General features: G+C 62.1%; 25 protein-coding genes, 7 pseudogenes and 1 riboswitch. Of the genes and pseudogenes, 19 read left to right on the top strand and 13 right to left on the bottom strand.

The window, feature by feature from the left end; all coding sequences use genetic code 11:
• Positions 1–109 precede the first annotated feature (109 nt).
• Positions 110–577, top strand: a complete 468-nt coding sequence (locus ABRP28_RS20395; protein ID WP_350005464.1) for a hypothetical protein — start codon at positions 110–112, stop codon at positions 575–577.
• A gap of 99 nt (positions 578–676) precedes the next feature.
• On the opposite strand, the gene ABRP28_RS20390 is transcribed toward ABRP28_RS20395, so the two are convergent.
• The gene (locus ABRP28_RS20390) at positions 677–2,077 is read right to left on the bottom strand and encodes a hypothetical protein (protein ID WP_350005462.1); all 1,401 of its coding nucleotides are present in this window, start codon (positions 2,075–2,077) and stop codon (positions 677–679) included.
• 151 nt (positions 2,078–2,228) lie between these two features.
• Between ABRP28_RS20390 and ABRP28_RS20385 the strand changes: the two genes are divergently transcribed.
• Positions 2,229–2,564 (top strand): helix-turn-helix transcriptional regulator, encoded by a 336-nt coding sequence (locus ABRP28_RS20385; protein WP_350005460.1) that lies wholly within the window; start codon positions 2,229–2,231, stop codon positions 2,562–2,564.
• Entirely contained in the window at positions 2,561–3,220 is a 660-nt protein-coding gene (locus ABRP28_RS20380; protein WP_350005459.1) for a hypothetical protein, read from the top strand. Before ABRP28_RS20385 ends, ABRP28_RS20380 begins: the two co-directional genes overlap by 4 nt.
• Positions 3,221–3,482: 262 nt before the next feature.
• Here the strand turns inward: ABRP28_RS20380 and ABRP28_RS20375 are convergent, their stop codons facing one another.
• From ABRP28_RS20375 to ABRP28_RS20365, 3 genes are read right to left on the bottom strand one after another with little or no spacing between them, the layout of a single operon-like run.
• Positions 3,483–3,749, bottom strand: a complete 267-nt coding sequence (locus ABRP28_RS20375) for a hypothetical protein (RefSeq protein ID WP_350005458.1) — start codon at positions 3,747–3,749, stop codon at positions 3,483–3,485.
• 35 nt (positions 3,750–3,784) lie between these two features.
• Positions 3,785–4,774 (bottom strand): single-stranded DNA-binding protein, encoded by a 990-nt coding sequence (locus ABRP28_RS20370; RefSeq protein WP_350005456.1) that lies wholly within the window; start codon positions 4,772–4,774, stop codon positions 3,785–3,787.
• Positions 4,775–4,779: 5 nt separating this feature from the next.
• Positions 4,780–5,046, bottom strand: a complete 267-nt coding sequence (locus ABRP28_RS20365) for a glutaredoxin family protein (RefSeq protein WP_350005454.1) — start codon at positions 5,044–5,046, stop codon at positions 4,780–4,782.
• 907 nt (positions 5,047–5,953) lie between these two features.
• On the opposite strand from ABRP28_RS20365, the pseudogene ABRP28_RS20360 reads away from it, so the two are divergent.
• Both ABRP28_RS20360 and ABRP28_RS20355 read left to right on the top strand, forming a co-directional pair.
• A pseudogene (locus tag ABRP28_RS20360) lies at positions 5,954–6,851 on the top strand (IS5 family transposase).
• Positions 6,852–7,031: 180 nt separating this feature from the next.
• On the top strand, positions 7,032–7,259 hold the full coding sequence (locus tag ABRP28_RS20355; protein WP_350005450.1) for a DUF2188 domain-containing protein: 228 nt from the start codon (positions 7,032–7,034) through the stop codon (positions 7,257–7,259).
• A gap of 326 nt (positions 7,260–7,585) precedes the next feature.
• Here ABRP28_RS20355 and ABRP28_RS20350 read toward each other — a convergent pair.
• Positions 7,586–7,999, bottom strand: a pseudogene (locus ABRP28_RS20350) (chromosome partitioning protein ParB); the annotation flags it as partial.
• Between the two features lie 895 nt (positions 8,000–8,894).
• On the opposite strand from ABRP28_RS20350, the pseudogene ABRP28_RS20345 reads away from it, so the two are divergent.
• The 10 genes and pseudogenes from ABRP28_RS20345 to ABRP28_RS20300 all read left to right on the top strand — a co-directional run.
• A pseudogene (locus ABRP28_RS20345) lies at positions 8,895–9,237 on the top strand (transposase); the annotation flags it as partial.
• Positions 9,238–10,015: 778 nt separating this feature from the next.
• Positions 10,016–10,569: pseudogene (locus ABRP28_RS20340) on the top strand (transposase); the annotation flags it as partial.
• A gap of 140 nt (positions 10,570–10,709) precedes the next feature.
• Positions 10,710–11,594 (top strand): LLM class flavin-dependent oxidoreductase, encoded by an 885-nt coding sequence (locus ABRP28_RS20335; protein ID WP_350005448.1) that lies wholly within the window; start codon positions 10,710–10,712, stop codon positions 11,592–11,594.
• Between the two features lie 55 nt (positions 11,595–11,649).
• The gene (locus tag ABRP28_RS20330; protein WP_350005445.1) at positions 11,650–12,294 is read left to right on the top strand and encodes a superoxide dismutase; all 645 of its coding nucleotides are present in this window, start codon (positions 11,650–11,652) and stop codon (positions 12,292–12,294) included.
• Positions 12,295–12,303: 9 nt separating this feature from the next.
• Positions 12,304–12,447 (top strand): hypothetical protein, encoded by a 144-nt coding sequence (locus ABRP28_RS20325; protein WP_350005443.1) that lies wholly within the window; start codon positions 12,304–12,306, stop codon positions 12,445–12,447.
• Between the two features lie 108 nt (positions 12,448–12,555).
• A complete protein-coding gene (locus ABRP28_RS20320; RefSeq protein ID WP_350005441.1) occupies positions 12,556–13,164 on the top strand; it encodes an NADPH-dependent FMN reductase in 609 nt (202 codons plus the stop codon).
• A gap of 51 nt (positions 13,165–13,215) precedes the next feature.
• Complete coding sequence (locus ABRP28_RS20315; RefSeq protein ID WP_350005439.1) at positions 13,216–13,719, top strand: carboxymuconolactone decarboxylase family protein; 504 nt, start codon at positions 13,216–13,218, stop codon at positions 13,717–13,719.
• Positions 13,716–14,728: pseudogene (locus ABRP28_RS20310) on the top strand (pirin family protein). Before ABRP28_RS20315 ends, ABRP28_RS20310 begins: the two are co-directional and overlap by 4 nt.
• A gap of 310 nt (positions 14,729–15,038) precedes the next feature.
• A riboswitch (guanidine-III (ykkC-III) riboswitch) is annotated at positions 15,039–15,105 on the top strand.
• Positions 15,106–15,115: 10 nt separating this feature from the next.
• On the top strand, positions 15,116–15,430 hold the full coding sequence (locus tag ABRP28_RS20305) for a multidrug efflux SMR transporter (RefSeq protein WP_350005435.1): 315 nt from the start codon (positions 15,116–15,118) through the stop codon (positions 15,428–15,430).
• A gap of 907 nt (positions 15,431–16,337) precedes the next feature.
• Positions 16,338–17,305 (top strand): annotated as a pseudogene (locus ABRP28_RS20300) (IS481 family transposase).
• Positions 17,306–17,421: 116 nt separating this feature from the next.
• On the opposite strand, the gene ABRP28_RS20295 reads toward ABRP28_RS20300, so the two are convergent.
• The 6 genes from ABRP28_RS20295 to ABRP28_RS20270 all read right to left on the bottom strand — a co-directional run bounded on the left by ABRP28_RS20295 (position 17,422) and on the right by ABRP28_RS20270 (position 22,156).
• Positions 17,422–17,775 carry a ribbon-helix-helix domain-containing protein gene (locus ABRP28_RS20295; RefSeq protein WP_350005433.1) on the bottom strand — a complete coding sequence of 118 codons (354 nt, stop codon included), beginning with the start codon at positions 17,773–17,775 and terminating at the stop codon, positions 17,422–17,424.
• Positions 17,775–18,047: a hypothetical protein gene (locus ABRP28_RS20290; protein WP_041652101.1), complete on the bottom strand. Its 273-nt coding sequence runs from the start codon at positions 18,045–18,047 to the stop codon at positions 17,775–17,777. Before ABRP28_RS20290 ends, ABRP28_RS20295 begins: the two co-directional genes overlap by 1 nt.
• 141 nt (positions 18,048–18,188) lie before the next feature.
• Positions 18,189–18,446 carry a hypothetical protein gene (locus ABRP28_RS20285; protein ID WP_081459845.1) on the bottom strand — a complete coding sequence of 86 codons (258 nt, stop codon included), beginning with the start codon at positions 18,444–18,446 and terminating at the stop codon, positions 18,189–18,191.
• On the bottom strand, positions 18,427–19,842 hold the full coding sequence (locus tag ABRP28_RS20280) for an aromatic acid/H+ symport family MFS transporter (protein ID WP_169998734.1): 1,416 nt from the start codon (positions 19,840–19,842) through the stop codon (positions 18,427–18,429). Before ABRP28_RS20280 ends, ABRP28_RS20285 begins: the two co-directional genes overlap by 20 nt.
• A gap of 122 nt (positions 19,843–19,964) precedes the next feature.
• The gene (locus tag ABRP28_RS20275) at positions 19,965–20,996 is read right to left on the bottom strand and encodes a dihydrodipicolinate synthase family protein (protein WP_169998732.1); all 1,032 of its coding nucleotides are present in this window, start codon (positions 20,994–20,996) and stop codon (positions 19,965–19,967) included.
• Positions 20,993–22,156 carry a cupin domain-containing protein gene (locus ABRP28_RS20270; protein ID WP_169998731.1) on the bottom strand — a complete coding sequence of 388 codons (1,164 nt, stop codon included), beginning with the start codon at positions 22,154–22,156 and terminating at the stop codon, positions 20,993–20,995. Before ABRP28_RS20270 ends, ABRP28_RS20275 begins: the two co-directional genes overlap by 4 nt.
• Before the next feature lie 79 nt (positions 22,157–22,235).
• Here ABRP28_RS20270 and ABRP28_RS20265 point away from each other — a divergent pair.
• Positions 22,236–22,442, top strand: a pseudogene (locus ABRP28_RS20265) (IS21 family transposase); the annotation flags it as partial.
• On the opposite strand, the gene ABRP28_RS20260 reads toward ABRP28_RS20265, so the two are convergent.
• On the bottom strand, positions 22,424–22,906 hold the full coding sequence (locus ABRP28_RS20260) for a DUF4192 family protein (RefSeq protein WP_169998729.1): 483 nt from the start codon (positions 22,904–22,906) through the stop codon (positions 22,424–22,426). The pseudogene ABRP28_RS20265 and the gene ABRP28_RS20260 overlap by 19 nt on opposite strands.
• 1,382 nt (positions 22,907–24,288) lie before the next feature.
• Here ABRP28_RS20260 and ABRP28_RS20255 point away from each other — a divergent pair.
• Positions 24,289–24,612 (top strand): hypothetical protein, encoded by a 324-nt coding sequence (locus ABRP28_RS20255; RefSeq protein WP_350005429.1) that lies wholly within the window; start codon positions 24,289–24,291, stop codon positions 24,610–24,612.
• Between the two features lie 112 nt (positions 24,613–24,724).
• Here the strand turns inward: ABRP28_RS20255 and ABRP28_RS20250 are convergent, their stop codons facing one another.
• Positions 24,725–24,877 (bottom strand): hypothetical protein, encoded by a 153-nt coding sequence (locus ABRP28_RS20250; RefSeq protein ID WP_350005427.1) that lies wholly within the window; start codon positions 24,875–24,877, stop codon positions 24,725–24,727.
• 224 nt (positions 24,878–25,101) lie between these two features.
• Between ABRP28_RS20250 and ABRP28_RS20245 the strand changes: the two genes are divergently transcribed.
• Positions 25,102–25,380 (top strand): DUF4190 domain-containing protein, encoded by a 279-nt coding sequence (locus ABRP28_RS20245; RefSeq protein WP_350005425.1) that lies wholly within the window; start codon positions 25,102–25,104, stop codon positions 25,378–25,380.
• Between the two features lie 185 nt (positions 25,381–25,565).
• Positions 25,566–25,904, top strand: a complete 339-nt coding sequence (locus tag ABRP28_RS20240) for a hypothetical protein (protein ID WP_350005423.1) — start codon at positions 25,566–25,568, stop codon at positions 25,902–25,904.
• Positions 25,905–25,970: the final 66 nt, after the last annotated feature.

Raw genomic sequence — 25,970 nt, 5'->3', positions numbered from 1 at the left:
ACTGTTCCGCATTCTCAAGGCCCGACGGCTCGTCTTCGGAAACCCAACAACACACCTCAGGACAGGAAAGCCAGAGACACGTTTCCCCTTGCCCATCGATGATGCAGCCATGCGGGCCGCACTTACATCCAACAACCCTGCCCGCGAGGCTTTAGCCACGCTGATCGGCTACCACGCACTACGCAGCGAGCAGGTCCGTAGCCTACTGCTGACCGACGTCCGCGACGGCCGGCTCTACCTTCCCCACCAGACCATTCTGCTGGCACCCCCGGCACGCCGGTCACTCACGGCCTGGCTGGACTACCGGAACGTGAAATGGCCCGGAAGTATCAACCCCCACCTGTTCATCAACATCCAGTCCGCAGTGCGAACGGCCCAAGTCAGCAACGTCTGGATTAACACCACCCTCGGCTTCTCCCCCCAAGCGCTCCGCGAAGACCGCATCTTGGATGAAGCCCGCACCACCAAGGACATCCGCCGCCTCTGCGACCTCTTCGGCCTCAGCGTAAAAGGTGCGGAACGCTACCTGGACACACTCGAGCTCGCACCGCTAACCACTACCCCAGCAGCACCTTAAATTCTGCAATTACACCTAAGGACCTACTGCACTTCAAAAGGGGGTTGTCGCAGTAAGGGTGGCTTACGGACATCTTTCCAAAGGGTGCCAGGTTTTCGTTTACGAGACCCCGATCTTGTGTTCTACGTACTTTTGTAGGACGTTGAGGCCTACGCCGAGCCCGCGGTTGCCGAGGTCCGCCAGGAAGCGTTTGAGACGGCCGCGCGCCGCGACACGGTCGGCCCCTCGCGCACCGCCGTCCTCCAGCTCGTGAACCGCCGTTTCCAGCTGAGCGCGCTCGTGGCCGCCAAAGGTCGCAATGAGTTCTAGCAACTGTTTCGCTTCAACTCCGAGGTTGACGGTTCCCGCGATGTTCTGGACTACCGAACCCGTAACCTCTTTGATGAACTGCGGATTGAAATTATTGACTGTCAACGAAGGACTTGGGTTCATCCTCGGCCCCTCGATAACCCCGATAGCTGCCGGAGGCGGAAGCATCTCGTCCAAAACAGCCTCTACATTCCTACTCGTCAGCCCGTCGACCTCAAGGACGATGTTCTCGAGTTCGTGCTTTAAGCTCAGCATCCGCTCCTCCCTTCGCTGCTTGAGGTCGAGGCTGAGACGGCGTGCCCTGGTCGCATACCGCGACACAATGATTGTTGCTGCGTCCTCCGCTACGCCGTTCGCGATCAGCTGGGCGACAGCCGCCGCTGGCATGGCCACGCAGTCCCCGAGGAAGGACGAGAAATCCTCGAAGTAGCGGCTCAAGCCACCCTCAGGCTGGCCGTCCCCGCTGAAGAATTCGAACACCTGGCCGGCGGCGGTGCTGTAGCCCTCCTGACGAACGCGGCTGTGGCCCGTCTGGCCGAGCCACTCGCGGAAGAGGCCGAGGAGTGCCTCCGCCTCTTGCGCGTAGAGTCGACCGCTGGGGACGTAGAAGCGGAAGAGCAAGTGCCGCTCATTGTCCTCCAGGAACCCACTCGCGATGATCGAACGTTCCACGTTCGTGCGGTACGGAAAGACGTTGAGTTGACGATCCCTTAGCATGGCGTTCACGCGCTCCCGGGTGGCGTCGGAAATCGCTCTGAACGGGTCCTCCCATTCCTCCCTCACAGATTCGAAGAGGGCGCGATCCTCATCGCTAAGCCCGACAGGGACGACATTCTCCCTCGCACGCTCATCTGCCGGGACGTCGTTGGCCGCGCGCTGCTTGTCGGTGAGGAACACTGCTTCATGGACGAGAACCACGTGAGAACGCCCGGCGAGAGCATCCAGCAGGGCCTTAGACTCTTCTTCATATTCCGGCCGGCACATTGCCTCGTAGTCGTTGCGTCTCAGAACGACCAGCACACCACGACAGTGCGGCGAAGTAATCATGGTGACGATCCTGGCCCAATTTTCAGGCTTCGAACTGAGCAGCTTCTTAAGATACGTGGCACCGCTCGATCTCAATTTCGTCGTGGCCGATTCGCTGTCAACGTCTCCGATGAAAAGGAAGTAGTCAGGCTCATCCGTGGTCATGCACTATTTCTACAGGCTTGCGGAGTGGGGCGAAGCCAGGCCGGGCGTGTTCACAACTGAATAGGCGTCCGAACAGGGATCGGCCCGCGGGCGCTGTCAGGAACCACGAACTGGCGCTTGACTACTAAATCTATATAGATAGATTTAGTACATGGAAAATTTGGGCCGGGTCACGCCAGCCACCGCACTGGTCCTGGAGGCCCTGTTGGCAGCCGAGAGCGTTTGGGGGCTTCAGATTGTGAAAGATGTCGGCAAGAAGCCTGGAACGGTCTACCCCATCCTTGATCGCCTTGAATCGGCGGGCTGGGTTCAGGGGGAATGGGATTCCTCAGAGGAACGCAAGGGCCCCCGTCGGCGGTACTACCGGCTATTGGCTGAGGCTCGCCCCCTGGCCCGAACGTACGTCGCGGCGCACCAAGCGAAGGTTTCGCCTCCGCCAAGTCGGCCGTCGCCGGCGATTCTTCAGGGCGAGTGGTTCCGCGCATGAAAATGACCGAAGCAGTCCTTGCCGTGTGCGTGGCACTGGCGCCAGAACGCCTCCGGGAAGTTCGTGAGGAGCAATGGAAAGCGGACTTGCGGGACGGCCCGCAAGTAGGCATCTCCGCGTCGTCGTTGCTCGTTGGAGCGGCCTGTTCATCAGTAACTGCAAGGTTTTACGAGTTGCTTCACCGTGGCAGCAAGTTGCTGTCGCACATTAAAGAGGGGGAAAGCGTGAAATTAGGATTGGGCATGGCCGGTGTGGCCGTCATTCTTTTAGGCGGAGCTGCTGTGGGCATCCAGGCAAGCTCCTCGAATGCGGAGACATCGCCAGTGGCTCGAACGCCTGTGCACGATCGTCCAATTGGCGGCTACGAGGGGTGGTGGAATTCCACGCCGGCGCACGGCGGCACGGCTGACTTACCCCAGGAAATCGTGGCCGTAAACACCCGCACGGGCGCAGTCGTAGACGCCTTCAACCGGGCGACTAACAGCACCAGCATTTCGGACGTCAACTACGCTCCAGCCCCTGACCCGTCCTGGCCGGCTAACTCCATCATCATCATCGATACAGCTTCAGGAAAAGTTGTCGAGGATTTCCTGGTTGACGAGAGGGGTGTCCCACTCGATGAGAACGGACGACCTCTCGACGCCATCGCCGGGTAGCGAGCTCCAAATTTGGCAGGAACACCCTTCGACGTTCACCAAATGGTCGTAACGTCTCCTCATGCCCGGTAAGGGTTCCTCAATCGGAACAACGAAGCCCGGAATCAGCAGCACAGCCTCCGGGTGTCCTGACCTATCGGTAACCTTTCCACGCTGAGAATAAGCAAACATCCCGCCTGGCAGGGCCCCAAAGCTTGGTGACCAGGCGAGACAAGCGGGAAGACTCCCCACGCAGGTACATCCGAAGAGGTGGGCAGAGAAACTAGTCGTCCTGCTCTTGGCGTTGAATTTCCTCGCGGGTTCGCTGGCCTGGTCGCATCTGGCCTGCCGGGATGCCCGGCCATCTCCGCCCCCCGTTGTACTTTCGCTGCAACCGGCGCAGCTCGCGCAGAGTGGCCGCTTCCACGAGTGCGGTGATGGAGGCGTAGCCCTCGAGGTGGCCAACAGCCTGGACGGCGGCACGGATTTGGTCCGCATCGTCTTCTGTGAAGTATGGGGAGACGGTCTTGGTTTTCCTGGGAATCGGCATTCTCCGCCTTCGAGCCTCGGGGCCGCGCCCCAATGTCAGAACGTTGATTCTGCAGTGCGTGCCGGCCGGGCCTTCCCCGTGCCAGCGGAGTTCTTGCCAAACCACGGATCGTCGTCCGCATACCCGCTGTCGCCGGCTTCGGCAGCCGCGTCATTCAACGCCTTGACCCGATCTCTCCAGCCCATGCGCGGCGCCGTACCCTGCACTGGCGCCTCGTCCTGCACCTGGGCTTCGTCCTGGGAGGGGATTCTTGGCTGGGAGCCCTTGGCCTCCGCAGCTGCGTAGCGAAGAGACAGCCCGATTTCGTCGATCTCGAATTCGATCACCGTGCGCTTCTCCCCCGCTTTCGTCTCGTACGTGCGGGGCTTCAGGCGGCCACTGGCAATGACACGACTGCCCTTGACCAGTGAGGCGGCGACGTTTTCTGCCGCTTCCCGCCAAACGGTAGACCGCAGAAACAAGGTCTCCCCGTCCTTCCATTCCTTACTCTGGGCGTCAAAGGTCCTGGGAGTTGATGCAATGGTGAAGTTCGCGACCGGAGTACCTTCAGTTTTCCCGAACTCACGGGAAACCGGAGTGAAGCGCAGCTCTGGATCCGATGTCAGGTTTCCAATGACAGTAATCGTGGTTTCGCCGGCCATGATGGTTCCTTTTCCTCGTGTGCTGGTGATGTTCTCGGTGTGTGCTGTGGGTTCGTTCTGAGGTTCAGTCCCACCCGGTTCTTCGTGGGTGAGGTCGTTGGGTTGGTACTGGTCCGCAGTGTGTGCGTCCCAGACACCGCCCTCCCCGAGCGGGGCGCGGCTGATCGCCTCAAGGTACCGGTCATCCCCTCCCTTGTCCGCGACGGCGTAGAAGCCGTCGTACAGGTCCTCAATAAGGGGTTCCACAATGGCCGGTTCCACAACGTAGGGGTCCACAACGTCGGGGTAGATCCTGCCGCTGGGGTTGACCTGCCGGAACAGGTCCACCTCCAACGGGATCCGTGGGCTGAGTTTGAACCCGACGACCGGGCGAAAGTTCGTCACGGTTCTCACGCCGCCTTGTGACTCATGGCCGCCTGGACGAGCTTGTCGCGGCGCAGGCCGGACCAGTGGTCCTGGTCATCGGAGTTGTTCACGACAACGGGCGCCTGGGAGTAGCCGAGTTCGGCGGTGATGTACTCCAGCGCTGCCAGCACTTCGGTGATGTCCACGGCCGTGTAGGTGATGCCCCTGGAGTCGAAGTAGTCCTTCGTCTTCTCACAGTTCGGGCAGTCCGGCTTGGTGTAGACCGTGTAAGCGGTGGGTGAAGCAGTCATTTTCAGCACCTGATTTCGTATCAAATAAGTTTCGTTCGTCTGGCTGACTTGCTACCTCAATTCTAGCAATCATTCAACTGAATGAATAGGACTTTTACCGCATATTTCCGGGGTTTTCGCTTCCCTTCTGGCCCCACGATTAGGCGCAGGTCATTTCCTGCAGATTCACGGGTGTCATTTTCCGAAGTCATCTGCACGGAATGTCAGAAGTCGTCTGCACAACCGTTCCTGGCGCGTAAGGGATCGGCTTACGGGACGTCGGGAGCGATAAATTACGCCCTCTACGCTGCGACGCCGGTTAGTCTGCGATTATGAAACCTCGCGGAACTCTTATCGCTGCTCTTCTGCTGGTGGTTATCATCGTTGCCGCAATTGTGGCCTGGGCAAGTTTCGGTGACCGCCCGGGCCCCATGAGCTCTTCGGCGCTCAGCAGTGCCCTGTAGCCGATCCTCAAAAATCCGACCCTGGTCCTGTTCAACGCCTTCCTCCTTTGAACAGGAGTAGCGAACAAAAGCACCATATTGCAGGGGACTATCGACAGACCAGTGCTCTAGAGTCCTCTGCACAACTCCAATAAGCACGGGAGCTTCTGTGCAATCAGCTTCGGAAAATGACAGAACGGTTGGTGAGTTTCGTCGCCGGCGACTGTGGTCATCCCCGCTGGTTCGCCACGGCGGCAGCCCCCATGTGCCTGAAAAGCCGCTCCCGGGACCGCTTGGTGAGACGCCCTGAAGAGCCCACTCCCCCAGTGAATTGGTGTCGTCCCTGCTGAAAGAACACCGGCCCCGGAAATAGGTGCGTCGGCGGCGTTGGGGTTTCGACCATGGGAAACTCGGCCGTAATTTCGCCGGGCGGCCCTAGGGCGTGTCTCCTAAATCTGGGACCCTTTAGCCGGGATGCTTAATTGGTGTCTCGTACTTCTGTTTTGACTGACGGGCAGTGGGCTCGCATTGTGCAGTTGCTGCCGTCCTCTGTTGGCCGCCGGGGTCGTCCATTCCGGGACGACCGCCGGGTGGTCGAGGGCATCATTTACCGGTATCGGTGCGGGATCGCCTGGCGGGATGTGCCTGCGGAGTTTGGTCCTTGGCAGACAATCTGGAAGCGGCACCGCCGCTACAGCGGTGACGGAACGTGGGACACCATCCTGGCAGCGCTGCTGACGATGGGGGATGCCCGCGGTGAGGTGGATTGGTCGGTCTCGGTCGACTCGACGGTGAACCGTGCCCACCAGCACGGCACCAACCTTCCCCGCATCACAGGGGGCCTGCTCGAATTACATGAATCTGTTTGCTGAGCCGGACGATCATGCAATTGGGCGCTCCCGCGGCGGATTAAGCACCAAGATCCACGCCTTGGTCGACGGTAAAGGCAGGCCGCTGGTGCTACTCGTTGCCCCGGGCCAGGGCGGGGACGCGCCGATGTTCACCCACCTAATGGACCAGCTGAAAATCAATCGCGCAGGTCCGGGCAGGCCCCGCACCCGCCCGGACCGAGTCCGCGGTGACAAGGCCTACTCCTCCAGAACAATCAGGACCCACCTGCGCGACTGAGGCATCGTCGCAGTCATCCCGCAACCATCCGATCAGATCGGCCATCGAAAACGACGAGGCTCCACCGGCGGCCGACCTCCGGCCTTTGAGAGGGAGGACTACAAGGGCCGCAACGTCGTCGAACGAAACTTCAACATCTTCAAGCAGTGGCGGGCACTGGCAACCCGTTACGACAAACTCGCCCTCACCTACCGCGGCGGAGCAGTCCTCAGGGACATCAGCATCTGGCTGACAGCTTTAGGAGACACGCTCTAGGGCACGGCAACTTGAACAGTAAGCATGCTTTCTATTAGGTTGGTGTCAGCTTCTCCGCCTGTCCCCCATCAGGCGGAGTGGTTGCCAGGGAGGCCCCGCCACTTCATCGTGTTGCGGGGCTTTTCGCTACCCGCGCTTTGCAGCGGGTGTCAGTATCCGGAACGGCAGAGGGAGTGTGCAGTGGCTCAGGGCGACATCGAGACGTACTACGAAGACGGTTCGTGGAAGAACAAGCGCGAGGGCGCTGACCGCGCGTTCGGCGCCGGCTACAGCACCAAGCACGAAGCGGAAGCTGCAGGCCGGGACGCGGCCCAGGCCGACAAGGTGGAGCACGTCATTAAGAACCAGGACGGCCAGATCGGATCCAAGAACAGCTACGGCAACGATCCCCGGAACGTTCCCGGCTGAATCAACACGGGGCTCCGGCTCCCCCGTTAACCCGGAAAGGAGCCGGCGTGTGCCGGCTCCTTTCGGGTTTCTCTGCAAGAAATCTATGGGTCGGTTTAGCTGACGTGATGGCCGCGTTCTTTCCCAGCCTCATTGCTGGAGCGCGGCTCCTGTTCTATGTTCCTGGTTCCTGGCGCAGGACGGCGGTCCGCCGCTGGTGAGTGGTTGCTGTGGTTCGCCCTGGGCGGCGGACCGCCCGACTTCTGGAAGGTTCCGGGTCTTCCTACGGTGATTGGGCCTGTGCCGGGCGGGGTTTGGGATCCGCCGCCCGGCACAGGAGCCGTGGTCTATTCGGCTGTCTTAGCCTTTTCGCCGCTGTCGATGATGATTTGCTCAGTCTCGGATGCCGTGTATCCCCAGAGGACCAGCTGGTTCAGGTAGTCCCGGTGGGTTTGGCTGGGTGAGCGCCACGAGTCTTTTTGAATGGTCTTTTCATACCCGGCGCAGATCAGCGCAATCAGTGCGAACTCGGGCCGTGTGGTGGTCTTGGCGACGTGGTCCCTGAGCGGGTTCCATGCCCACTGATTGGATTCTTCGAACTTCACCCCGGCCATTTCAGCGGCGACCTTGCCCTCGTAGCCGCTGGCGGTTTCGGAGTGGTGGGTGATCGCGTGGACGGTGAAGTACTGCCAGCCCTTGGGGGCCTGCTTCTTGGCCAGCAGGTATTTGACCCATTCACGCCTGACCACAGTTGCTTCTCTGCACTTTGCAAGCCCGCCTGGCTGTGAGGCGGTAGTCATCTCCCGGAGGGGCCACAGTCGCGCCACGTTTCCTCTATGCCGTAGCTGCTCCTCGAGCGGAAACCGCTTTGCGCGCGAAGTGAGAGCCATGCCGGCCGCCACAGTCTTCAGCCGACCTCAGGAGCACCGGCCAATGGGCCCTGACCAGCCGCAATGCTCGCCGAGCCGACAGCTGTCTCGGGCTGGCTACGGTTGTTGCGAGAGGAACAAGGTCCACATTCCAATCGCTGCCAAAAGCCATGATCCGAACGCCAGTGGTATGACGATCCTTCTCTGGCGAAACAGCACGCCGGTCCTCATTTTGTCGACAAGAGCATAGAGCACGACACCCATGAAGCAGACGGCGCCCACGCCGAAGAGTGTCAGACCCAAGATTCTCATCGTCGCTGCTTTGTAACAGCCGTGCGCCGGACCATAACAACCATCGTCACTCCAGCTACAACCGTCAGCGCGTAGTAAGGCCAGTCCTCACTGCCCGAAGTTAGCTGCATGATCAATTGAACAATCGCCGCCAGCGTCAGTGTGACGAAAATAAGAACCGAGCGCTCCCCCTCTGCGGCCTCGACAGACAGTGCCCACCAGACCCAACCTCTGGGCAACCGCGACCGGTCCCCTCACACGCGTTGGCCGTTATCGACGTTCAGAGAGTTTAATCGGGAACGCAGGATGCAGTGAAGGTAGCCGTGCCACTTCGGCTCGTACATGTACCCACCGGGCAGAGAATCCGGTGCCGGGCCTGGCCATGCGCAGGATCGCCGACCTACACCGGGGCAGGCCAAGACCGACGCCCGGGACGCGGCAATCATCGCCGAAGACGCCCGGACCATGCCTCTTCACAAGGTCGAATCCTCGCCGGGTGACCGGCAAACACTTCGCCAGCGCCGCGCACCTGGCCTCATACGCAGGGATAGCGCCCGTCACCCGGCGCTCCTGCACGTCCATCCGCGGCGAGCATTCGAGCCAGCGCGGGAGCAAAAACTCAAGCGCGCCCTGTTCCTCTCCGCTTCGCGGCCCTGCACCCACCCGCCATCGCTGCCTACTACGACCGCAAACGGGCCGAAGGCAAACGGCACAACCAAGCCCTCATCGCCCTCGCCCGCCGCCGCTCGGACGTTCTCTTCGCCATGCTCAGAGACGGGACCCTCTACCAAGACCCCGAACCACAAAACCTGCCATCAGCCGCTTGGCGAAAACCATAGAGGCACACTCCAGGGTCGCCGGTGGGGCGTTGGGTGCGGTTGATTTTCGATGTCGAATATCTGTAGCTTGAGGCATTCTTCAACCACGCGGATGCCGCCGTCGATCGCATCACCCGGGCGGGCAAGAAAGGTGCCCTGGGCGCGCTGCGGAACGCCCAGTTTTCCAAGACGGTCTACGCCTTCGGGTTGCGGGTCTCGCCGAGGCCCGGATGCTCGGCCTCACCGATCTGCACTCAAACCCCTACAGCCCCCGGTGGGGAACGTACGGAACCTTGCATGTCAGGTTCGCCAAAGCCTTCAAAGGCGGCCCACCGCGCCGCCACACAATACTGGCGGTACCGGAGTTCGATTAGGCGTTGGACGGTTGCGGCAATGGGTCGAAAAGGCGCGCCCATTGTTCACCCAAACGGCTCCGACGCTCTCTGGATCACTGAGCGGCCACTTCCGGATCTCCATCCGACACATCGACAGCAGGTTCTGTGGTGCTGCGGGACGAAGTCGGTCTGAACAAGAACCTGACCCTGCACAGCCTCAGACACTCCTATGTCACCCCACCTGATCGAGTACGGATATCCCGAACGGTTCGCGCAGGAACAGGTCGGCCAGTCCCACCGTGTGAGCCACCGTTGACGATCCAGGATCTTCTTCTGCAGCAGCGAGAAGAAGGATTCCATGGCGGCGTTATCCTTCCTAAGCCTCCACCACGGCTATCGGGACTGCCCCCGGTTTTGTTGACTCCTTGATCTAGCGAGCTTGTGCTCGTGGAAGGATGTTGACTATGCCCACGGCTTATGGGGCGGAGTTCCGCCAGGATGTTATTGATGTGGCCCGTAAGGGTGAGGCGCCTCTGGCGCAGATTGCTAAGGATTTCGGGCTGTCGGTCACGACGTTGAAGCGCTGGATTGCCATCGCTGAACGGAAGGAATCCGGGACCGGCCCGGCGGCGGCGGAGTCGGCCGAGATGCGGGAGCTGAAGAAGCGGAACCGGCTGTTGGAGCAGGAGAACGAGATTCTGCGCCGGGCTGCTGCCTATCTGGCCAGGGACATCAACCCAAAATGATTTACCCGCTGGTCACGGATCTTGCCGCCGACGGTGTTCCCGTGGCGGTGACCTGCAGGGTGTTGGGATTCAGCAAGCAAGGCTATTACCGGTGGAGGGCCAGCCCGGTGACGGAACGGGACTGGGTCGATGCGCACCTGGTCAACGCCGCCCGGGACATCCACGCCGACGACCCGGCCTTCGGATACCGGTTTATCGCCGATGAGCTCCCGGGGATGGGCATCGTGGCGGGTGAGAACAGGGTCCAGCGCCTGTGCAGGGACCACGGCATCTGCTTCGGTGACACCCAACGCAACTCCGACGGAAGCCTCCGGCCCACCGCCGAGGCCATTAGCAACCTCCACGAGGCGATCGTCCTGGCCGACCAGAACGGGCTGGATTACTTCGGCGTGGGCGAGCACACACCCTGGACATGCCTGCGTCATCGCCGGGTTCTGTGATCGCCGCCGCCGCGGCGGCAACGAAGCAGATCAAGCTCGGCAGCGGCGCGAGTATCATCAGCACCGACGACCCGGTACGGGTGTTCCAGCAGTTCGCTATCGCCGACGCCGTCTCCGGCGGCGGCCGGGTGGAAATCACCGCCGGCCGCGGATCCTCGGTGGAGACGTTCCCGCTCTTCGGCTACGACCTGAACGACTACGACCGGCTCTACGCCGAAAAACTGGACCTGCTGATGACCATCAACAACAGCAAGACCGAAAACGTGACCTGGTCCGGAACCGTCCGGCCTTCACTCGACGAGCTGGCCGTCGTGCCACGGCCGGTCAACGGCTCCCTGCCCGTCTGGGTGGCCACCGGCGGCAGCGCCCCGTCCTCGGTCCGCGCCGGAAAGCTGGGCCTGCCCATCTCCTACGGCATCATCGGCGGAGCCCCCGCCAGGTTCGCCCCGCTGGCAGACCTCTACCGCGCTTCCGCGGCGCAGGCCGGGCACACCGGAGGGAATATCAAGGTCTCCGTGGCAACCCTCGGGCTGATCGCCCCGACCAAGAAAGAAGCGCTGGAACGCTTCTACCCCGGCTGGTACAACCTCAACATCGTAATGGGCAAACTCCGCGGCTGGCCCGCCCCTGACAAGCGCCAGTTCCTGGCCCAGGCAGACTTCCCCGGCGCGTACTACGTCGGAGACCCCGACGAAATCGCCCAGCGCATCGTGGACCTGCACGGCCACATGGGACACATGCGCCACTTCCTGCAAATGGACATCGGCGGCCTGCCCCAGGAGCACTTCCTGGAATCCCTGATCCTGCTGGCCACCGAGGTCAAACCCCGCGTCGAACGCCTCCTGGCCGGCAAGTAAGACACACATTCACCCCGCTCATCGTTTCCCGGCTTCTCAACAGCGAGGAAGAACCATGAACACCTACGTACTGCCAGACCTTGACTACGACTATGCCGCGCTGGAGCCCCACATTTCCGCGCGGATCATGGAGCTGCACCACAGCAAGCACCACGCCACCTACGTCGCCGGCGCCAACAACGCCCTCGCCCAGCTGGCCGAGGCCCGCGAGCAGGGCGACTTCGCCAACATCAACCGCCTCTCCAAGGACCTCGCGTTCCACACCGGCGGGCACATCAACCACTCCGTCTTCTGGAAGAACCTCTCCCCGGACGGCGGCGACAAGCCCGAAGGCGAGCTCGCGGCCGCCATCGACGACGCCTTCGGCTCCTTCGACGCCTTCCGCCACCACTTCAGCGCCGCCTCCCTCGGCCTGCAGGGTTCCGGCTGGGCCTTCCTCGCCTACGAGCCCATCGGCGGGAACCTCGTCATCGAACAGCTCTACGACCAGCAGGGCAACACCGCACTCGGCACCACCCCGCTGCTGATGCTGGACATGTGGGAACACGCCTTCTACCTCGACTACGTCAACGTCAAGGCCGACTACGTCAACGCCTTCTGGAACATCGTCAACTGGGCCGACGCCGCCGCCCGATTTGATGGTGCCCGCAACAACGCCACCGGCCTGATCCTGCCCGCGGCCGCCGGATCACAGGCCTAGGGGCGCTCCATGGAACTCGACGTATACAGCTTCGGCGACACCCAGCGCAACCCGACGGAGCCTCCGCCCCCTGAGGCCACCGAAGGTACTCCGTTGAGCGATGCCGGCGAATGGCCGTCGTGGCCAGCCTCACAGCCTGGCGAAGGGTTCTGAGGTTCCCTGTCGGAAAGGATTGAACTGTGCTGAACTGTGCTAGGGACTGCCGAGTTCCCGCCTTAATATGGCCGGCGCGCCATGCCGACGCTAGAAAGGATTGAGATAGTGCCAGAAAAAACGTACAAGATCGGATACTTCGTGGGAAGCCTGGCCAGCGGCTCCATCAATCGCACATTATCCAAGGCCCTGATCAAACTGGCCCCAGAGGAACTTGAGTTCACCGAGATTCCTATTAGGGACCTCCCGCTCTACAACTACGATTTTGATGCCGATTTCCCGGCGGAAGGCAGGGCGTTGAAGGAGTCCATCGAGGCCTCCGACGGCATCCTATTTGTCTCTCCCGAGTACAACCGGTCGATCCCAGGAGCGTTGAAGAACGCTATTGACTGGGGATCCCGACCGTGGGGGGCCAATTCGTTCGCCCGGAAACCTACCGGCATCATCGGTGCTTCCCCGGGCAATATCGGTACCGCCGTGATGCAGTCCTCGATGCGCACGGTGTTGAGCTTTCTCGATGCACCTCAGCTGAGTGCCCCGGAGGCGTACGTGAAGTTCGACGCCGATGTGTTCGGGGACGACGGTGAAGTCAGGGACGAGGGCACGGCCGCTTTCCTGCGCCACTACATGGAGGAATACGGTGCGTTCGTTCAGCGCGTCCTGGACGCCCACGCCCCCGGCCATATCGGCGACCAGGACCGGGACGTGTCCCACTAGTCCCCCACTAGTCCCTGGCCTTCCGGACTGCGGCGACGAACAAGGAGCACTATGACCACCAGTGACCTCTTTTTCCTGGACAAGTCCGATGCCGGCAGCTGGCAGGCGCTCAATGGTCTGGCACTGAAGGTCGCCGCCGCGGCCGGGGAGGCGGGGCTGTCCCGGTCTGTGGTGGAGCTGGTCAATGTACGGATCTCCCAGCTCAACGGCTGTGCTTACTGCCTGTATCTGCACAGCTGCGACGCCGGCGAGGTCGGAGTCACCGGCCAGCAGCTGGCCGTGCTGCCCACGTGGCGGGAGGCCGCGGTGTTCACCGACGTGGAGCGGGCCGCGCTGGCCATCGGCGAGGCCGCCACCGTCCTGCCCGACGCTGATACGCGCGTGAGGGAGCTGGCCGCGGCCCGCCTGCAGCTCAGTGATGCGCAGTGGCCGGCATTGCAGTGGGCAGCGGTCACCATGAACGCGTTCAACCGGGTCTCGATCCTGTCCCGACATCCCGTGCGGCCCCGCGCGAATACCTCCACCCGTCCGGCCGTTGCGGGAGCAGAATCGTGACAAACCTGGATGTAAACCCCGAGGAAATCGTGTGCGCGGAGAGCACCGCGCCGTTCGCCGCGGAGCTACTGTCCCCCGGGACGTGCCGCTGGGCGGGCCGCGGGCAATGACCGTGCGCCGGACCCTGCCGCAGCGTCAGCGCAGCCTGATCGGGTCATGGTGCTTTCTGGACCATTATGGTCCCGACCCGATCTCTCAGTCCGGCGGAATGAGGGTGCCCCGGCACCCGCACACCGGTTTGGCTACCGTCAGCCTGCTGTTCACTGGTGGAATTTCCCATCGAAACTCCTCCGGCGCCGAGGCGCTCGTTCGCCCCGGCGAGCTCAACCTCATGATCGCCGGACGCGGGATTTCCCATCAAGAATTTTCCACTCCAGAGACCACGCTCCTGCACGGGGTTCAGCTGTGGTACGCCTTGCCCGACGCAACCCGGCACATGCCCCCGGCTTTCGAGCACTATGCACCGACTCCGGTCACGGGTGAGGGAACGGCGCTGCGGGTCTTTGTGGGCTCACTCGCCGGATCCGCTTCCCCGGTCAAGACCTACACCCCGCCGCTGCTGGCCGCCTCGATAACCCTGGAGCCCGGAGCACGGCTGGAACTGGACCTGGATCCGGGCTTTGAGCATGGGGTGCTGCTCGATGCCGGGGACCTAACCCTCAACGGTTCGCCGATACCCGTGGACCACTTGGCTTACCTGCCCATCGGCCAGCGGTCGCTGGTGCTGGAGGCCGGACCGGACCCGGTGCGGCTGGTGCTTATCGGCGGGGAGCCGCTGGGAGAGCAGATCGTGATGTGGTGGAACTTTGTTGGGCGCACCCACGAGGAGGTCCTCGCCTACCGCGCGGCGTGGCAGGCCGAGATCGACGTCGAACCGGCCACCGCGCCCGCCGCCGGCATTTACGACGACGGCGCTGCCTACCCGCGATTCGGTCCCTACCCGGGCGGCCAGCCGGCCCCGCTGCCGGCCCCGGGCATGCCCTCGGTCCGACTGCGCCCCCGCGCCTGACCCGACCACCAGCCCCGGTAAGCACCTCAGAAAGCAAGCACATTAGGGAGCGACTATGGAACCGCAGGCCACCATCACGGTCCGGAACGATCCTGCCCGCCAACGCTACGAGCTGCTCGACGGTGACACCGTCATCGGCAAGGCCTACTGGACGGATTTCGAGGAGACAGCCGGGCACGGGGAACGAGGCGGTCAATTCTGGCGTGTCCCGACTAGCCGAAGGGCCTCTCGGAAACCGTCGGTTACGGCACATGGACTCCTGCCGCGTGCAACCGGGCTTGCCCCCACTTGCCGGGCGTGCGATCTTAAAAAGGAGCCTCGAACGTAGGCTCCCGGACGATGGGTGCCGTACCCGGTGTGCGACAAGACGGCCCACGAGAGATCGTCATGCCGTGGATTGTGCTCGTTATTTCAGGTGTTCTAGAGGCCGTGTGGGCGACTGCCTTGGGCAAGTCCGAGGGCTTCAGCCGCCCAGGCCCTTCAATCGCCTTCGCCATTGCACTCATCCTCAGTATGGGCGGCCTCGCCTATGCCATGCGAGAGCTTCCCCTCGCTACGTCGTACGCAGTGTGGGTGGGAATCGGAGCGGTTTTGACCGTCGTTTATGCCATGGCCACCGGTGCGGAATCTGTGTCTGTGCTGAAGATCTTGTTTCTGGCCATGATTGTCGTCGGCGTCGTTGGACTGAAGGCGCTGCATTAAGGAACGAGCCATCAGGTGCGGGCCGTGGTGCGGCCTAAGTGTCCATTGGAGGATCGGCTTATAGGACGAGCAACCGCCAAACTAAGCTGTGAAAAACCGCCATTCTGAACTAACAGTCAACAGCCAATGCGGTAGATGGTGAAGTGTGAAAGTGGAGCTGACGGGAACTGTGCGCAGCGGTAGCGAGACTGAGACAAGTCGGATTACTGCCAGCGGTGCAACCTACGATGAGGCCCGCGAAGCTCTGGAAGCGCAGATCCCGAAAGGGTCCGCGCTGATCATGATTCGCACCGATCAGTAAACCTCGGGCCGGGTAGATATCCGGGCTGGGCTTTAACGTAGTGGTGCCGGTGACTTGGATAGCTGGGGGCAACTTCCAAGGGCACCGGCACCAAGAGCCGCAGTCTCGGACAACCCTCATCACTCGCACCATATGGGGGTGGTGCGGTCCTCCAGCCTACTGACGTTTCATGAGAGTAACCAGCGCGAGGGCTGGGTGTGGGGCGGCCCGGGTACTCCTGCCGCGCCGGATGAGAGATAGCTGCGTTGATCCTGGGCGTATCTAGTGCGTGCTTCTTTAGCGTTGATGCCGACGGTGACCTGAACCTCTGAGGGGTCCACGTTTCGGATAATGGCCGCGAGGTCCGTTGCCATTTCTTGAATTTCTGCGACGTTCCGGGCCTGGGTGGTTTGCCCAAGTTCTGGAATCTCGATAACCCACCATTTGCCCTCTCGGCGGGCCGGTGGCGTTGAACGTTTGCGTTGCTTATCTCACTCCTTGGCAGGGAGGCCGGCTAGGTGTATTGACCACGAACGTTAGGAACGCGCGGCGTGGATAGGTGACAAAAAGAAGACCTCCGAGTGGAGTGGGGCTTGTCTAAGAGTCCGATCCACAAGGAGGTCTTCAATGTCCCATGCTAACGCGATCCTGACGCCGAAGGGCATGCTCCGACTGGCCCGGTGCATCGTCGAGGATGGGTGGCCGCTGCGTCGGGCGGCTGAGCGTTTCCAAGTATCCGTCACGACTGCGGCGCGGTGGGCGGCCCGCTACCGCGAGCATGGCGAGCCGGGCATGCAGGATGTGTCGAGCCGGCCCCGCACCTCACCCCGGAGAACCTGTCCGCAGCGGGAGCGGCGGATCATCGCGATCAGGGTCAACCGCCGCTGGGGTCCGGCGCGGATCGGTTACCTGCTGGGGATCCACCCGTCCACGGTGCACCGGGTCCTGTCCAGGTACGGGCTGGCCAGGCTGTCGTGGCTGGACAGGGCAACCGGCAGAGTGATCCGCCGGTACGAGCACCACAGACCCGGGGAGCTGGTCCACGTGGACATCAAGAAACTCGGGCGGATCCCGGACGGCGGCGTCACCGGAGCCTGGGCAGGGCCGCCGGCAGGCGGAATAAGACCGGAACGGCGGCGAACCGGCGACCGGGCTACGCGTTCTTGCACAACGCCGTTGATGACCATTCCCGGCTCGCCTACACCGAGATCCTGGCCGATGAGAAAAAGGACACCGCCGCCGGGTTCTGGGACCGCGCCAACGCTTATTTCGAATCCCACGGAATCGTCGTCAAACGGGTGTTGACGGACAACGGCTCCTGCTACCGGTCCTACGCGTTCCAGGACGCGCTGGGCCCGAAGATCAGCCACAAACGCACCCGCCCCTACAGGCCTCAAACCAACGGCAAAGTCGAGCGCTACAACCGCACCATGCTCGATGAATGGGCCTACGCCCGCCCGTACCGCTCAGAGGCCGAGCGTGTTGCTGCTTTCGCCGGCTGGCTCCATCACTACAATCATCATCGAGGCCACACCTCACTCAAAGGTCAGCCACCGATCAGCCGTGTTACTAACCTCTCAGGTCAATACAGCTAGGGCCTCCCTCGATGGTCCCCCCCAGCTCGGCGGTACGGGCCGCAGCGACTGTGGCGGTGTCGAGATATGGGGATGGTTGGGCTGCTACCGGCAGGAGAGCTAAGCGGGCCTGGCTCCTAAGATGCCCGGTGCAGGTACTGGTGCAGTGCCTCGCGCACAATCTCGCTGGGTTTGCGGTGTTCAGCTTCGGCCCGCTCCCCCAGCTCGCGCAGTAGTTCCTCCGTCAGCCGGTAGGAGCGCACTGGCGCCGGGGCTGCCTTGCCGCTTAGTGAAGGACGGCCCACGGAGCGTTGCACGGCTTCCGGTGATCCGAGAGCGGCTTCCAGTAGTGCCTGGCCGGCTCCTGGGCCGTTGCTCTTGGTGATCACGGCGCCTTCGGGCAGGGTATCCATGTTCTCGGCCGACTCTGCCAGCCGGTGGTAGCGTTCCTGTTCCTGGCTGGTCAGTGCTGGTTCGTTGGTCCTGGTCATCACTGCCTCTCTTCTGCAATGTCGATGATTTTCCTCCGGGCTTCCATCACATGGAAGATCAGAATGTCTGCCGGCGGGGTGATGATCGCCATGACTTCAAGCATCATCTGGCGGTTTCGTGACGGGTTGATGAACAGGTCCGGGCGTTGACCGCCCTCTATGCGCGGTTCGTCAAACTTTTCGATCCGGTAGAGGAAGTTCTGCATTGCGAACAGTGCATCGCTCTGGTCGATGCCGTGCTTCGCTGCGCTGTCTGTCCATCGAATCGCCACACTTATATTGTACTACAGAATTGGTAATAATGTAATACAGTATCGGTGGTGGGTTCCATGCGTGAAGGTGGGGCCGGAAACCGCACCACACAGTTCCCGGCCCCGTTATCTTTCTTGTTGTCCCTGCGAAAGGAAATCTATTCAGGCCCGGTGTCTCTCTTCGTTGAGAGTCCGTCTACCCGGACGTAGTGCACCGGCTGGTACCGGCTCCCACATTCTGCCCTGGTTATGTTTGCGCTGCATTCGTTTCACTTCCCGCAGCACCGCGGCTTCAATGAGGTCCGCTATCGAACCATATCCTTCCTGTGAGCCTGCGGTAGTGCCCGGACGCCGGGGCCTCTGCCGGCGCGGTGTATATAGCGACGTCGTGTGACCGAGCTCAGGTGCTGACAACAGCATCGGCCACCTCCGGGGGAATTTGCTGCGGTTCTGCGGCGATCCCGGCACGCCGGGACAGGGCGCGCAGACCGAAGACTAGACCAATCGAGACGGCGAGCGGAACGGCGAGCACGAGCGAGATCGTGGTGAGGCCAAAGCCCGCGCCAATCAGGGTCCCGCCGAGTGCACCATAGGTCAGGGTACCGAGCCGACCAGCGAATCCTGCCGACCCCATTCCCGTCGCTCGGAACTGGTCCGGGTAGGCCAGTGTAGTGATGGATTGCATGGCAGCCGCACCCGCGGGGAGCGACAATCCGATCGCGAACAGCAGCGCGAAGTAGCCGAAGAAGCCGAAGCCGGTGCCGAAGGCGGCCACGATCAGCAGGCCTATCACGCCCCAGAGGGTGACACCTGCCAGAGCGATGAAGCGATCAAAGCGCTTTAGGATGAACGCGATCGCGAACTGGCCGATCAAGGCGCCCCAGCCGTACATGGCGACGATCAGTCCGCTCTCGGCCGTCGACAGACCGGGGGAGGGGGCCTGGAGAAGAACCGGCATGTACTGCAGAACCAGCAGGCCCGACCCCTGCACCACGAAGAACACTCCCCAGATCAGCAGGGTCACTCCGAGTAGTGGCCGCGACAGTATCTCGGCGAACAAAGCCTTCGCGCGCGCCTCGCCGGCACCGAGGGTGAGACCCGCACGGGTGAGATCCACACCCGCGATGTCGCGGTCGGGCGCCACGAGAGCGAGGGCGCTTCGGATGCGGGCTTCCGGAATGCCGCGCGAAACAGAGATGATGGCCGGTTCGGGCACGAGCACGATGAAGAACGGCAGGATGATCAGAGGCGTCAGGCCCGCGATCAGCACCATGACCTGCCAACCCAGTGTGGGAATGACAGCCGCAGCCAGGTAAGCGCCGATGATGCTGCCGAGTCCGACACCGGCGAAGGCGATGCTGACCATCTGGGCCCGCCTTGCCGCGGGCACCCAATCGGCGACGATCGTGAGAGCGACCGGCATCACGGCCCCGAGCCCGAAGCACGAGATGATTCTGAAGGCCGCGAAAGAGTAGATGTCGCCTGTCAGTCCGAGCCCGGCAGTGGCAAGGCAGAACAAAACGAAGCCGACCACCGTCACGCCCTTCCGGCCCCAGCGGTCGGCGAGCGGGCCGGAGACCAGTGCTCCGATCGCCATTGCGACGACCCCGCCGGAGACAACGAGGGTGACCGCCGAAATTGGCACGCCCCAGTCGCGGATGACCGGAGGAAAGAGATGGCTGACAATTGTGATGTCCATGCCATCAGCGATCATGACGAAGAACATTATCAGCACGATGATGCGCTGGCGCCGGCCGATGGGCAGCGAGTCTACGAAGGCACGGACGCCCGTCGGAGGTGTGGGGACTGTGTTCATGATGGTGGCGCCTTTCCAATCTAGAAATCACCGGGAAGGTCGTCACTCAGACGGGATCCCCGTTGATCCGTAATGTGAATAATCAGACGACCGCTCTGCCCACAGCTGAGGCAGTCGCGGCTCTACTGCGGGTGGAGCGATTGGGTGATCGGGTGATCGGGTTCGGCGAGAGTTGCGACGTACTTCTGGCGAATGCCCGCCCAACGGCGGCCAACCTCCGCGCCCCCTTCGAGGTAGGCGGCTGGGGCGGTGCCGTAGGGATGCCGGCTGGGGCCGGGCACGATGTAACCGGCGGCCTCGAACTCGGCCCGGTCGATCTGGATGCTGTATGGCATGAACTTACTTATGTCGCCGCCCGGGAACAGGGGCTCCATGGCCCACGCGATGTCTTCGTGCACGGTACGGGCGTCGTCCCAGAGTCCCTCCACGATCGCACGGCGGAGCGCCATCACGGGTTCGGGGCCGCAGGCCACGTCACCGCTCCAAGCCGCCGGCACCTCGCCTGGGAAGGCCTCGAGTGAGGGGAGCCAGTTGTCCGCGGTGGGCAACAGAGGAAAGCGGCCTTTTACAGCGGCCAGGTCGTTCGCGTAGGCGTCACTGCCCGACAGTACGCCGAGATGCTTCGATGCCACGATCTGCGGGATCTCCGCCAGCGCCGCGTAGGCGGCGGAGGAGATTTTGCCCTTGAACACTCCAGAGTTGTCGTAGACGACGACGGCGGCAGCCGGAACGGCATCGCACACGGCCGCGTAGTAGGACACCAGCTGCTCGTCGTCGAGAGGCAGCCACATTGGTCGCCCGACGAACAGACCGTCCGCACCGAGCCCCATCAGGGCGAGGCTGCGGGCGATCGTGTCGCGGGTGTTCAGCGTCGAGGCCCCGCAGAAGACGGGGATGCGATTAGCGACCGTACGGATGACCGTGTCGTTGAACGCCAGTAGTTCTTCATAAGTGAGGGTAGCGACTTCGCCGAAGGTGCCATTGGTCAGCAGCACGTCAACACCGGAAGCGACGATGAGCTCGACCATGCGCGCGGTCTCTTCGAGGTCGACGGTGTCGATCGCGTCCGCACGGTCGGCTCCCGGCTTGGAGGGAGTCGGTACGATGCCGACCAGCCCGACGATGTCGGAGGAGCTGACCGTGCGACCTGTCACAGTTCGTCCTGGTCGTAGAACGCGCCGGGACGGTAGATCGGCTTGAGCGAGGGCGAGGGATTCGCGGGCGCAGGGGTCGCGTTGAGGATCGACTCGGGCTCTTCATAGAGCAGTCCGAACGCCTGCAGCGCGGGAATGTCATGCATCGAGAAGAGCTGAACCGGCTCGGTGGCGGAGTCGTTCGTCCACCGGAAGTTCGTCCAGTTCGGGAGCGTGATGACATCACCTGCCGAGAACGTGATCGTCTCGGTGTCAGTCTGCATCGTGCCCGAACCCGAGATGACGTAGGTGATCGCGCTCGATGAACGGCGGTGCGTGCGGCCATCGAACCCGGGGGCGAGACGCTGCACCCAGCAGTCCATGGTCGGCATGGTGGGCCCGCCCGTCACGGGGTTGGCGTAGCGCAGGGCGAGTCCGTCGAACTCATTCCCGGCTGAGAGATCGTAGAGGTCGAGTCGCGCCTTGGCCTCGGCCCACGGGTAACGGATCGGCAGGCGGCTGTCGCGGCCGCGCTCCCACGTCGGGCGCAGCCAGTGGCTGCGCGTGCCGATGCCCTCGCTCGACGACGGGCGCACGTTCTGGCTGTCATCACCGTAGGGCTCGTAGAAGACCTGTCCGAGTGCGAACAGCAGGCCGATGTCGAGACCGTCGAGCCACACCACGTCGGTGTCGCTCGGGTTGTGGTGATCGTGCCAAGCGAAGCGCGGAGTGATGAGAAGGTCGAAGTCCTCCATTGCCAGCCGCTCGCCGTCGACGGTCGTGAAGGCGTCCGGGTGACCTTTCGTCACGAAGCGAACCGCACCCATGGTGTGTCGATGCGACCAGCAGACTTCGCCAGGTTTGACGAGCTGGAAGCCCGCCGAGATGGTGTGGGTAGTGGCGCTGCCGCGGTCCACCAGCCCCGGGTTGATGAAGGTCAGATGGCGACGGGCCGTGTCGACCGGGCCGAGCGCGGTGGTCGCTTCATCGAGGGCAACCTTCACGTCGTCCCACGACCAGCGGAACGGTACGCCGGCGGGGCGCGGGCCCCCGATCGCGCGCATGAGGTGTTCCTCGGCGATCCACTGGCCGCGCAGGTATTGCTCGGCCGCGCGCTTATCGAAAGCTGCGAGCGTCGCGGCCTGTACCGCCTCAGATGTTCCGGTGTTGCTCGAATCCATGGGTGGTCTCCTTCGACCCTAGGCCGACCCTAGGCGAACCTACTCTTCCAATCATAATACGTTTCTGTTGTGCGGAGAGCAAGATGGCCAATGGATGCAGTACGATTTCGGCGACGGGCCCGTCATCGACGAGCGCAAGACGGTGTTGTTCGTGGCCTGGCTGGCGTGGTGCCGGTTTCGGATCGTGATTGCGCTGCGGCACCGGACAGCGCCGAGCGTGTTCGCGGCGCTGGATCGGACGTTCCGGATCTTGGAGGGTGCCCCGACCTACGTGTTCAGCAGTTCCGGGTTGTAGACGTCGATATCGGGGGCGGATCCGAAATAGGTCAAGGTGACATTGGCGTTGCTGTCGCGGATTTCATCCAGCGAGTTCTTCTCCGGAGTTCCGTAGGTTGCCCAGTAGGTGCCCGTCACGAGGAAGACCTTCTTTACGGGCATCCGTGCCGTGGCCAGCTCGGTCCTGAGTGCGAGCACGTGGGCGGCGTAGGGGAAGCCGTAGGCCGGTTTCTCGTCGGTGTAAACGATCACGAAGCTGCCCGTGGCCTTCTCGTCGTTGGCGGCGTAGGTTGCCATCATTTGGGCGTAATCCAGTGGTGCTGCCTCTGCCGGTGCGTCCATGCGGAGGGTTGCTCCAAGGGTGCCGAAGCGGGAGGTCAGCACGACAAACGACTCCTTGGGCTGGTTGCCCAGCAGGTGCGGGACGGCGGCGAGCAGGTCAGCGGAACCGGAGATGGTCAGTTTTTCAGTCATGGTTTTTGTCCTTGCAGAGACGTGGGGGGTGTGGGGCGGCCTAGGTGACCGGCCAGCTTCCCTTTCCCCCCGACGCTTCTATGTCTGTCAAGCGGGTGGAAACGGATGCGGACGCGGCTTTGGTGACCGGCCAGCTTCCCCTCTCCCCCCGACGCTTCTATGTCTGTCAAGCGGTGAAAACGGGTGCGGGCTGACCGACCCGATTGCCCCTCCCCTCGTCATTGTTTGCCGGTGGTGGGCGGCTCGTGGTGACCGGCCAGCTTCCCCTCTCCCCCCTTGTTGTTTTGGCTGCTGGCGAAGCTTGCGGAGCTGTGGCCGACGGAGGCCTGTCTACCCGTGAGGGCAAGGGGCGGGAAATTCCCGGAGGAAATCAGCGACGAAGGAGCGCCGCAGGGACATTTCCTGCACCGCGGGCCCCGACGAAGGAGGGGCTAGACGGGCCGGAGCGGACACGTACAATCCGTCAGGACAGCAGCCAAAAAAGACAAGCGCTTTTACAGCCCGAGCGAAGCGAGGCACGATCTTCGATGCCCGGGTATCGGGCCAGCGTGTGCCTGCTGGTGGCGGTGGAAAGGCCTGACCGACTCCAGTCGAACGCGAAAACAATAGCTGAATTGCTCGTAGCGAATGATTCCAGTCTTTAAGACACGCCGTCTTTTCCTCAACACGCTGGGCGTTAAATGTGCCTTACTACTCCACAGGGTGTGGATTCCGTCCGCGAAATCAGCGCGATTTCGGGCCTTTTGAGGGGTCCTACCTGTGGATTAACGGTGCATTAAATGACATACTTGTAATACATCATCTTGGGGTTCCGAAGAGGTGTCTGCACTACATGTAGTGTTAACGCAGAGCTCATCCCAATGGTGTTCTCTACGAAAGAAGCGCACGATCGGGTGCAACCGATCATGCGCTTCTTTCACAAACAAATAGGGACCAATGCCTCGCAGGCAAATTGCCTGCGTCAAAGTCCAGGGAATTGTTTTGTGTCGTTTCCATAGCTCCGGAACGTCACAACAGACTACGAGTGCGTCTGTGGCCTGTCAATCCAATTGGCAGTTAGCGTTCCTCTGCACCCGGCGGTCCTGGGAAGGAGAGTAGCAGTGGCTACTCAAAGGATTCGGGTCCGTATCAAGCGGACCATCCGAATCATCCCCGTCCGGCGATAAAAGTTGCCAACTCTGGGCCGACATCGGTCACTCGACGCTGTCGGCCCAGAAGACCCCATACAGCCGAGCAAGGACAATAAAATGCCAAAGAACACCAAACAGACCAGCAGTAAAGCAGCGACAGCCGCAAGCAAGGTCCTAAGGGACGGTCGCACCAGCGCAGCTTCCAAGACAGCTGCCGCCAGTGCCCTCTCCCAGAAGGGCAAGGGAAAGTAATTGACGGTCTTCTACTTCAATAACACAGGCAACCCCATCGCGTTCCGGCGCCATCCAACCGACAGGTTTCTATTCGACAAGAGCGGGAATTGGATTGGTTGGTTCCCTTGGGGCGATAACGATGCTGCCGACAAGGAAGGAAACTACCTCGGAACGGTCGTGGGAAACCGCCTACTCAAGCGAGATTTTCAGCCCTACCGTGGTTACCCTGGCTATCCAGGCTATCCAGGCTATCCGGGATACCCCGGATACCCCGGGTTCGCCGGGTACAGCGGCTATCACTCGGGGTTCTCCGACATCCCGGAGGCCAGCCTTAAAGGCTGACACGACAAGTAATGCAATCTGGAAGTAAATGAGGCCGGCCCCTTGGGGCCGGCCTCAGTTTTTCCCTCAGCAAAAGGAAACTCAGCGCCACAGCGTCTTCGCTGCAGGAAACTTATAGGTCCAGCGGGGATTTCTCCCAGGAGATATCGACGATGGGGGCGCCTGCCTGGGGCATGGTCAACATCGAGAGCTCGAGGATGTCCTGCGCGAGGGTGGCATCGGCGGGTGCGGCGTCGTCGTCCGTGAGGATGTACTCGTGGCTCATGTGCTGCCCCCAGGCTCTTAGTGGATCGTGTTCCTTTTCCACTGTAGCCCGGCGTTCGGCCGTTTCCCGCTTGTGTTGCTGCGCCCGCGGCAGCGTGATCGGCGGCCGGAGGAGATGTTCCTATAGACAAGACCAACAGCTGAATTGGTCGGGAATGGCATCGGCTGTAGCACCCGGGCGCGGAGTAGACTCGCCGAAACGATCAAGAGTGGGGGACTCATTAGATGTCAGCATCAGCAGCTTCACCGGCCGTGGCCGGCTATAACCGTATGGCCGTCGTGTCACTGGTCTGCGCGGTGGTGGCGATAGCCGGCTTCTTTTTTGGTGGCTTCACTAGTTTGGCTGTTTTCGCTGTTGGAGCGGGTCACGTTGCCCTCAATCAGATCAACAGCGACGGTGGCCAAGGGCGCCAGTTTGCACGGGCAGCTCTCGCAGTCGGCTACGCCATCGCAATCTTCGGGCTACTCATCACAGTCATGTCTGTGTTGGGCCTCTACACCTAAAACCTCCGGGCTGGGCTGTTTTTATGGGGCGCGGGGGAGATTTTCGGCAGCAGTCTGACAAGTGGATAGCGTTGGCGGGTTTCCTGCTCGTGGTGGGTTATGCAGTGGCGGGTGCGCTACAGATTCTTGTTTGGAACCCTTTGGCTGCCGTCCCAGGTTCAACGCTGAGAGAAATTCATGCAGCCATGGACCGGGCCAACGAATCCCTTGCGGCGCCTGGTGTTGTCATTTGGGCGATTACGGGCGCGTTGCTGGCCGCAGCAGTGTTGATTGCTGCGCTCAGGCATTCCATATCGGGGAAAACTGCTGCCGCCCTTGACCTGCTGCTACTGGTGCTGGCAGCACCAGCACACTGGATGGCGTCCTTTCCGGCCGGCATGGGACTCGCTGATGCCTTCTTAATATCGGGTGGCGACTACGCGCCCTGGGGCGGGGTCCTGTATGCCGTGAGCGCCGTGTCGCTGGTGGCACTCATCGCCGTGGTTACGCGGAGGAACCGCACTCCGGACGAGCCAGCCCTCTGATTTCGTCGGAGTGATCACTGGGCCAGCTTCCGGGACGGGCCGTGGGCCGGCGAAAGAGGCATAGGT

This window comes from Pseudarthrobacter sp. WHRI 8279 (genome assembly GCF_040224115.2).
In the GTDB taxonomy this organism is placed as follows: domain Bacteria; phylum Actinomycetota; class Actinomycetes; order Actinomycetales; family Micrococcaceae; genus Arthrobacter.
The sequence above is the reverse complement of the archived record's forward strand: the minus strand, read 5'-3'. Positions and strand labels throughout refer to the sequence as shown.

What these genes read in the sequence shown, in the direction of transcription:
- ABRP28_RS20335 (WP_350005448.1), top strand. Translation starts at nt 10,710, where the DNA reads ATGCCTGCGTCATCGCCGGGTTCTGTGATCGCCGCCGCCGCGGCGGCA.
- ABRP28_RS20315 (WP_350005439.1), top strand. Translation starts at nt 13,216, where the DNA reads ATGACCACCAGTGACCTCTTTTTCCTGGACAAGTCCGATGCCGGCAGC.
- ABRP28_RS20325 (WP_350005443.1), top strand. Translation starts at nt 12,304, where the DNA reads ATGGAACTCGACGTATACAGCTTCGGCGACACCCAGCGCAACCCGACG.
- ABRP28_RS20270 (WP_169998731.1), bottom strand. Translation starts at nt 22,156, where the DNA reads ATGGATTCGAGCAACACCGGAACATCTGAGGCGGTACAGGCCGCGACG.
- ABRP28_RS20245 (WP_350005425.1), top strand. Translation starts at nt 25,102, where the DNA reads ATGTCAGCATCAGCAGCTTCACCGGCCGTGGCCGGCTATAACCGTATG.
- ABRP28_RS20380 (WP_350005459.1), top strand. Translation starts at nt 2,561, where the DNA reads ATGAAAATGACCGAAGCAGTCCTTGCCGTGTGCGTGGCACTGGCGCCA.
- ABRP28_RS20295 (WP_350005433.1), bottom strand. Translation starts at nt 17,775, where the DNA reads ATGACCAGGACCAACGAACCAGCACTGACCAGCCAGGAACAGGAACGC.
- ABRP28_RS20250 (WP_350005427.1), bottom strand. Translation starts at nt 24,877, where the DNA reads ATGAGCCACGAGTACATCCTCACGGACGACGACGCCGCACCCGCCGAT.
- ABRP28_RS20240 (WP_350005423.1), top strand. Translation starts at nt 25,566, where the DNA reads ATGGACCGGGCCAACGAATCCCTTGCGGCGCCTGGTGTTGTCATTTGG.
- ABRP28_RS20375 (WP_350005458.1), bottom strand. Translation starts at nt 3,749, where the DNA reads ATGCCGATTCCCAGGAAAACCAAGACCGTCTCCCCATACTTCACAGAA.
- ABRP28_RS20305 (WP_350005435.1), top strand. Translation starts at nt 15,116, where the DNA reads ATGCCGTGGATTGTGCTCGTTATTTCAGGTGTTCTAGAGGCCGTGTGG.
- ABRP28_RS20260 (WP_169998729.1), bottom strand. Translation starts at nt 22,906, where the DNA reads ATGACTGAAAAACTGACCATCTCCGGTTCCGCTGACCTGCTCGCCGCC.
- ABRP28_RS20330 (WP_350005445.1), top strand. Translation starts at nt 11,650, where the DNA reads ATGAACACCTACGTACTGCCAGACCTTGACTACGACTATGCCGCGCTG.
- ABRP28_RS20365 (WP_350005454.1), bottom strand. Translation starts at nt 5,046, where the DNA reads ATGACTGCTTCACCCACCGCTTACACGGTCTACACCAAGCCGGACTGC.
- ABRP28_RS20395 (WP_350005464.1), top strand. Translation starts at nt 110, where the DNA reads ATGCGGGCCGCACTTACATCCAACAACCCTGCCCGCGAGGCTTTAGCC.
- ABRP28_RS20285 (WP_081459845.1), bottom strand. Translation starts at nt 18,446, where the DNA reads ATGCTGTTGTCAGCACCTGAGCTCGGTCACACGACGTCGCTATATACA.
- ABRP28_RS20280 (WP_169998734.1), bottom strand. Translation starts at nt 19,842, where the DNA reads ATGAACACAGTCCCCACACCTCCGACGGGCGTCCGTGCCTTCGTAGAC.
- ABRP28_RS20385 (WP_350005460.1), top strand. Translation starts at nt 2,229, where the DNA reads ATGGAAAATTTGGGCCGGGTCACGCCAGCCACCGCACTGGTCCTGGAG.
- ABRP28_RS20390 (WP_350005462.1), bottom strand. Translation starts at nt 2,077, where the DNA reads ATGACCACGGATGAGCCTGACTACTTCCTTTTCATCGGAGACGTTGAC.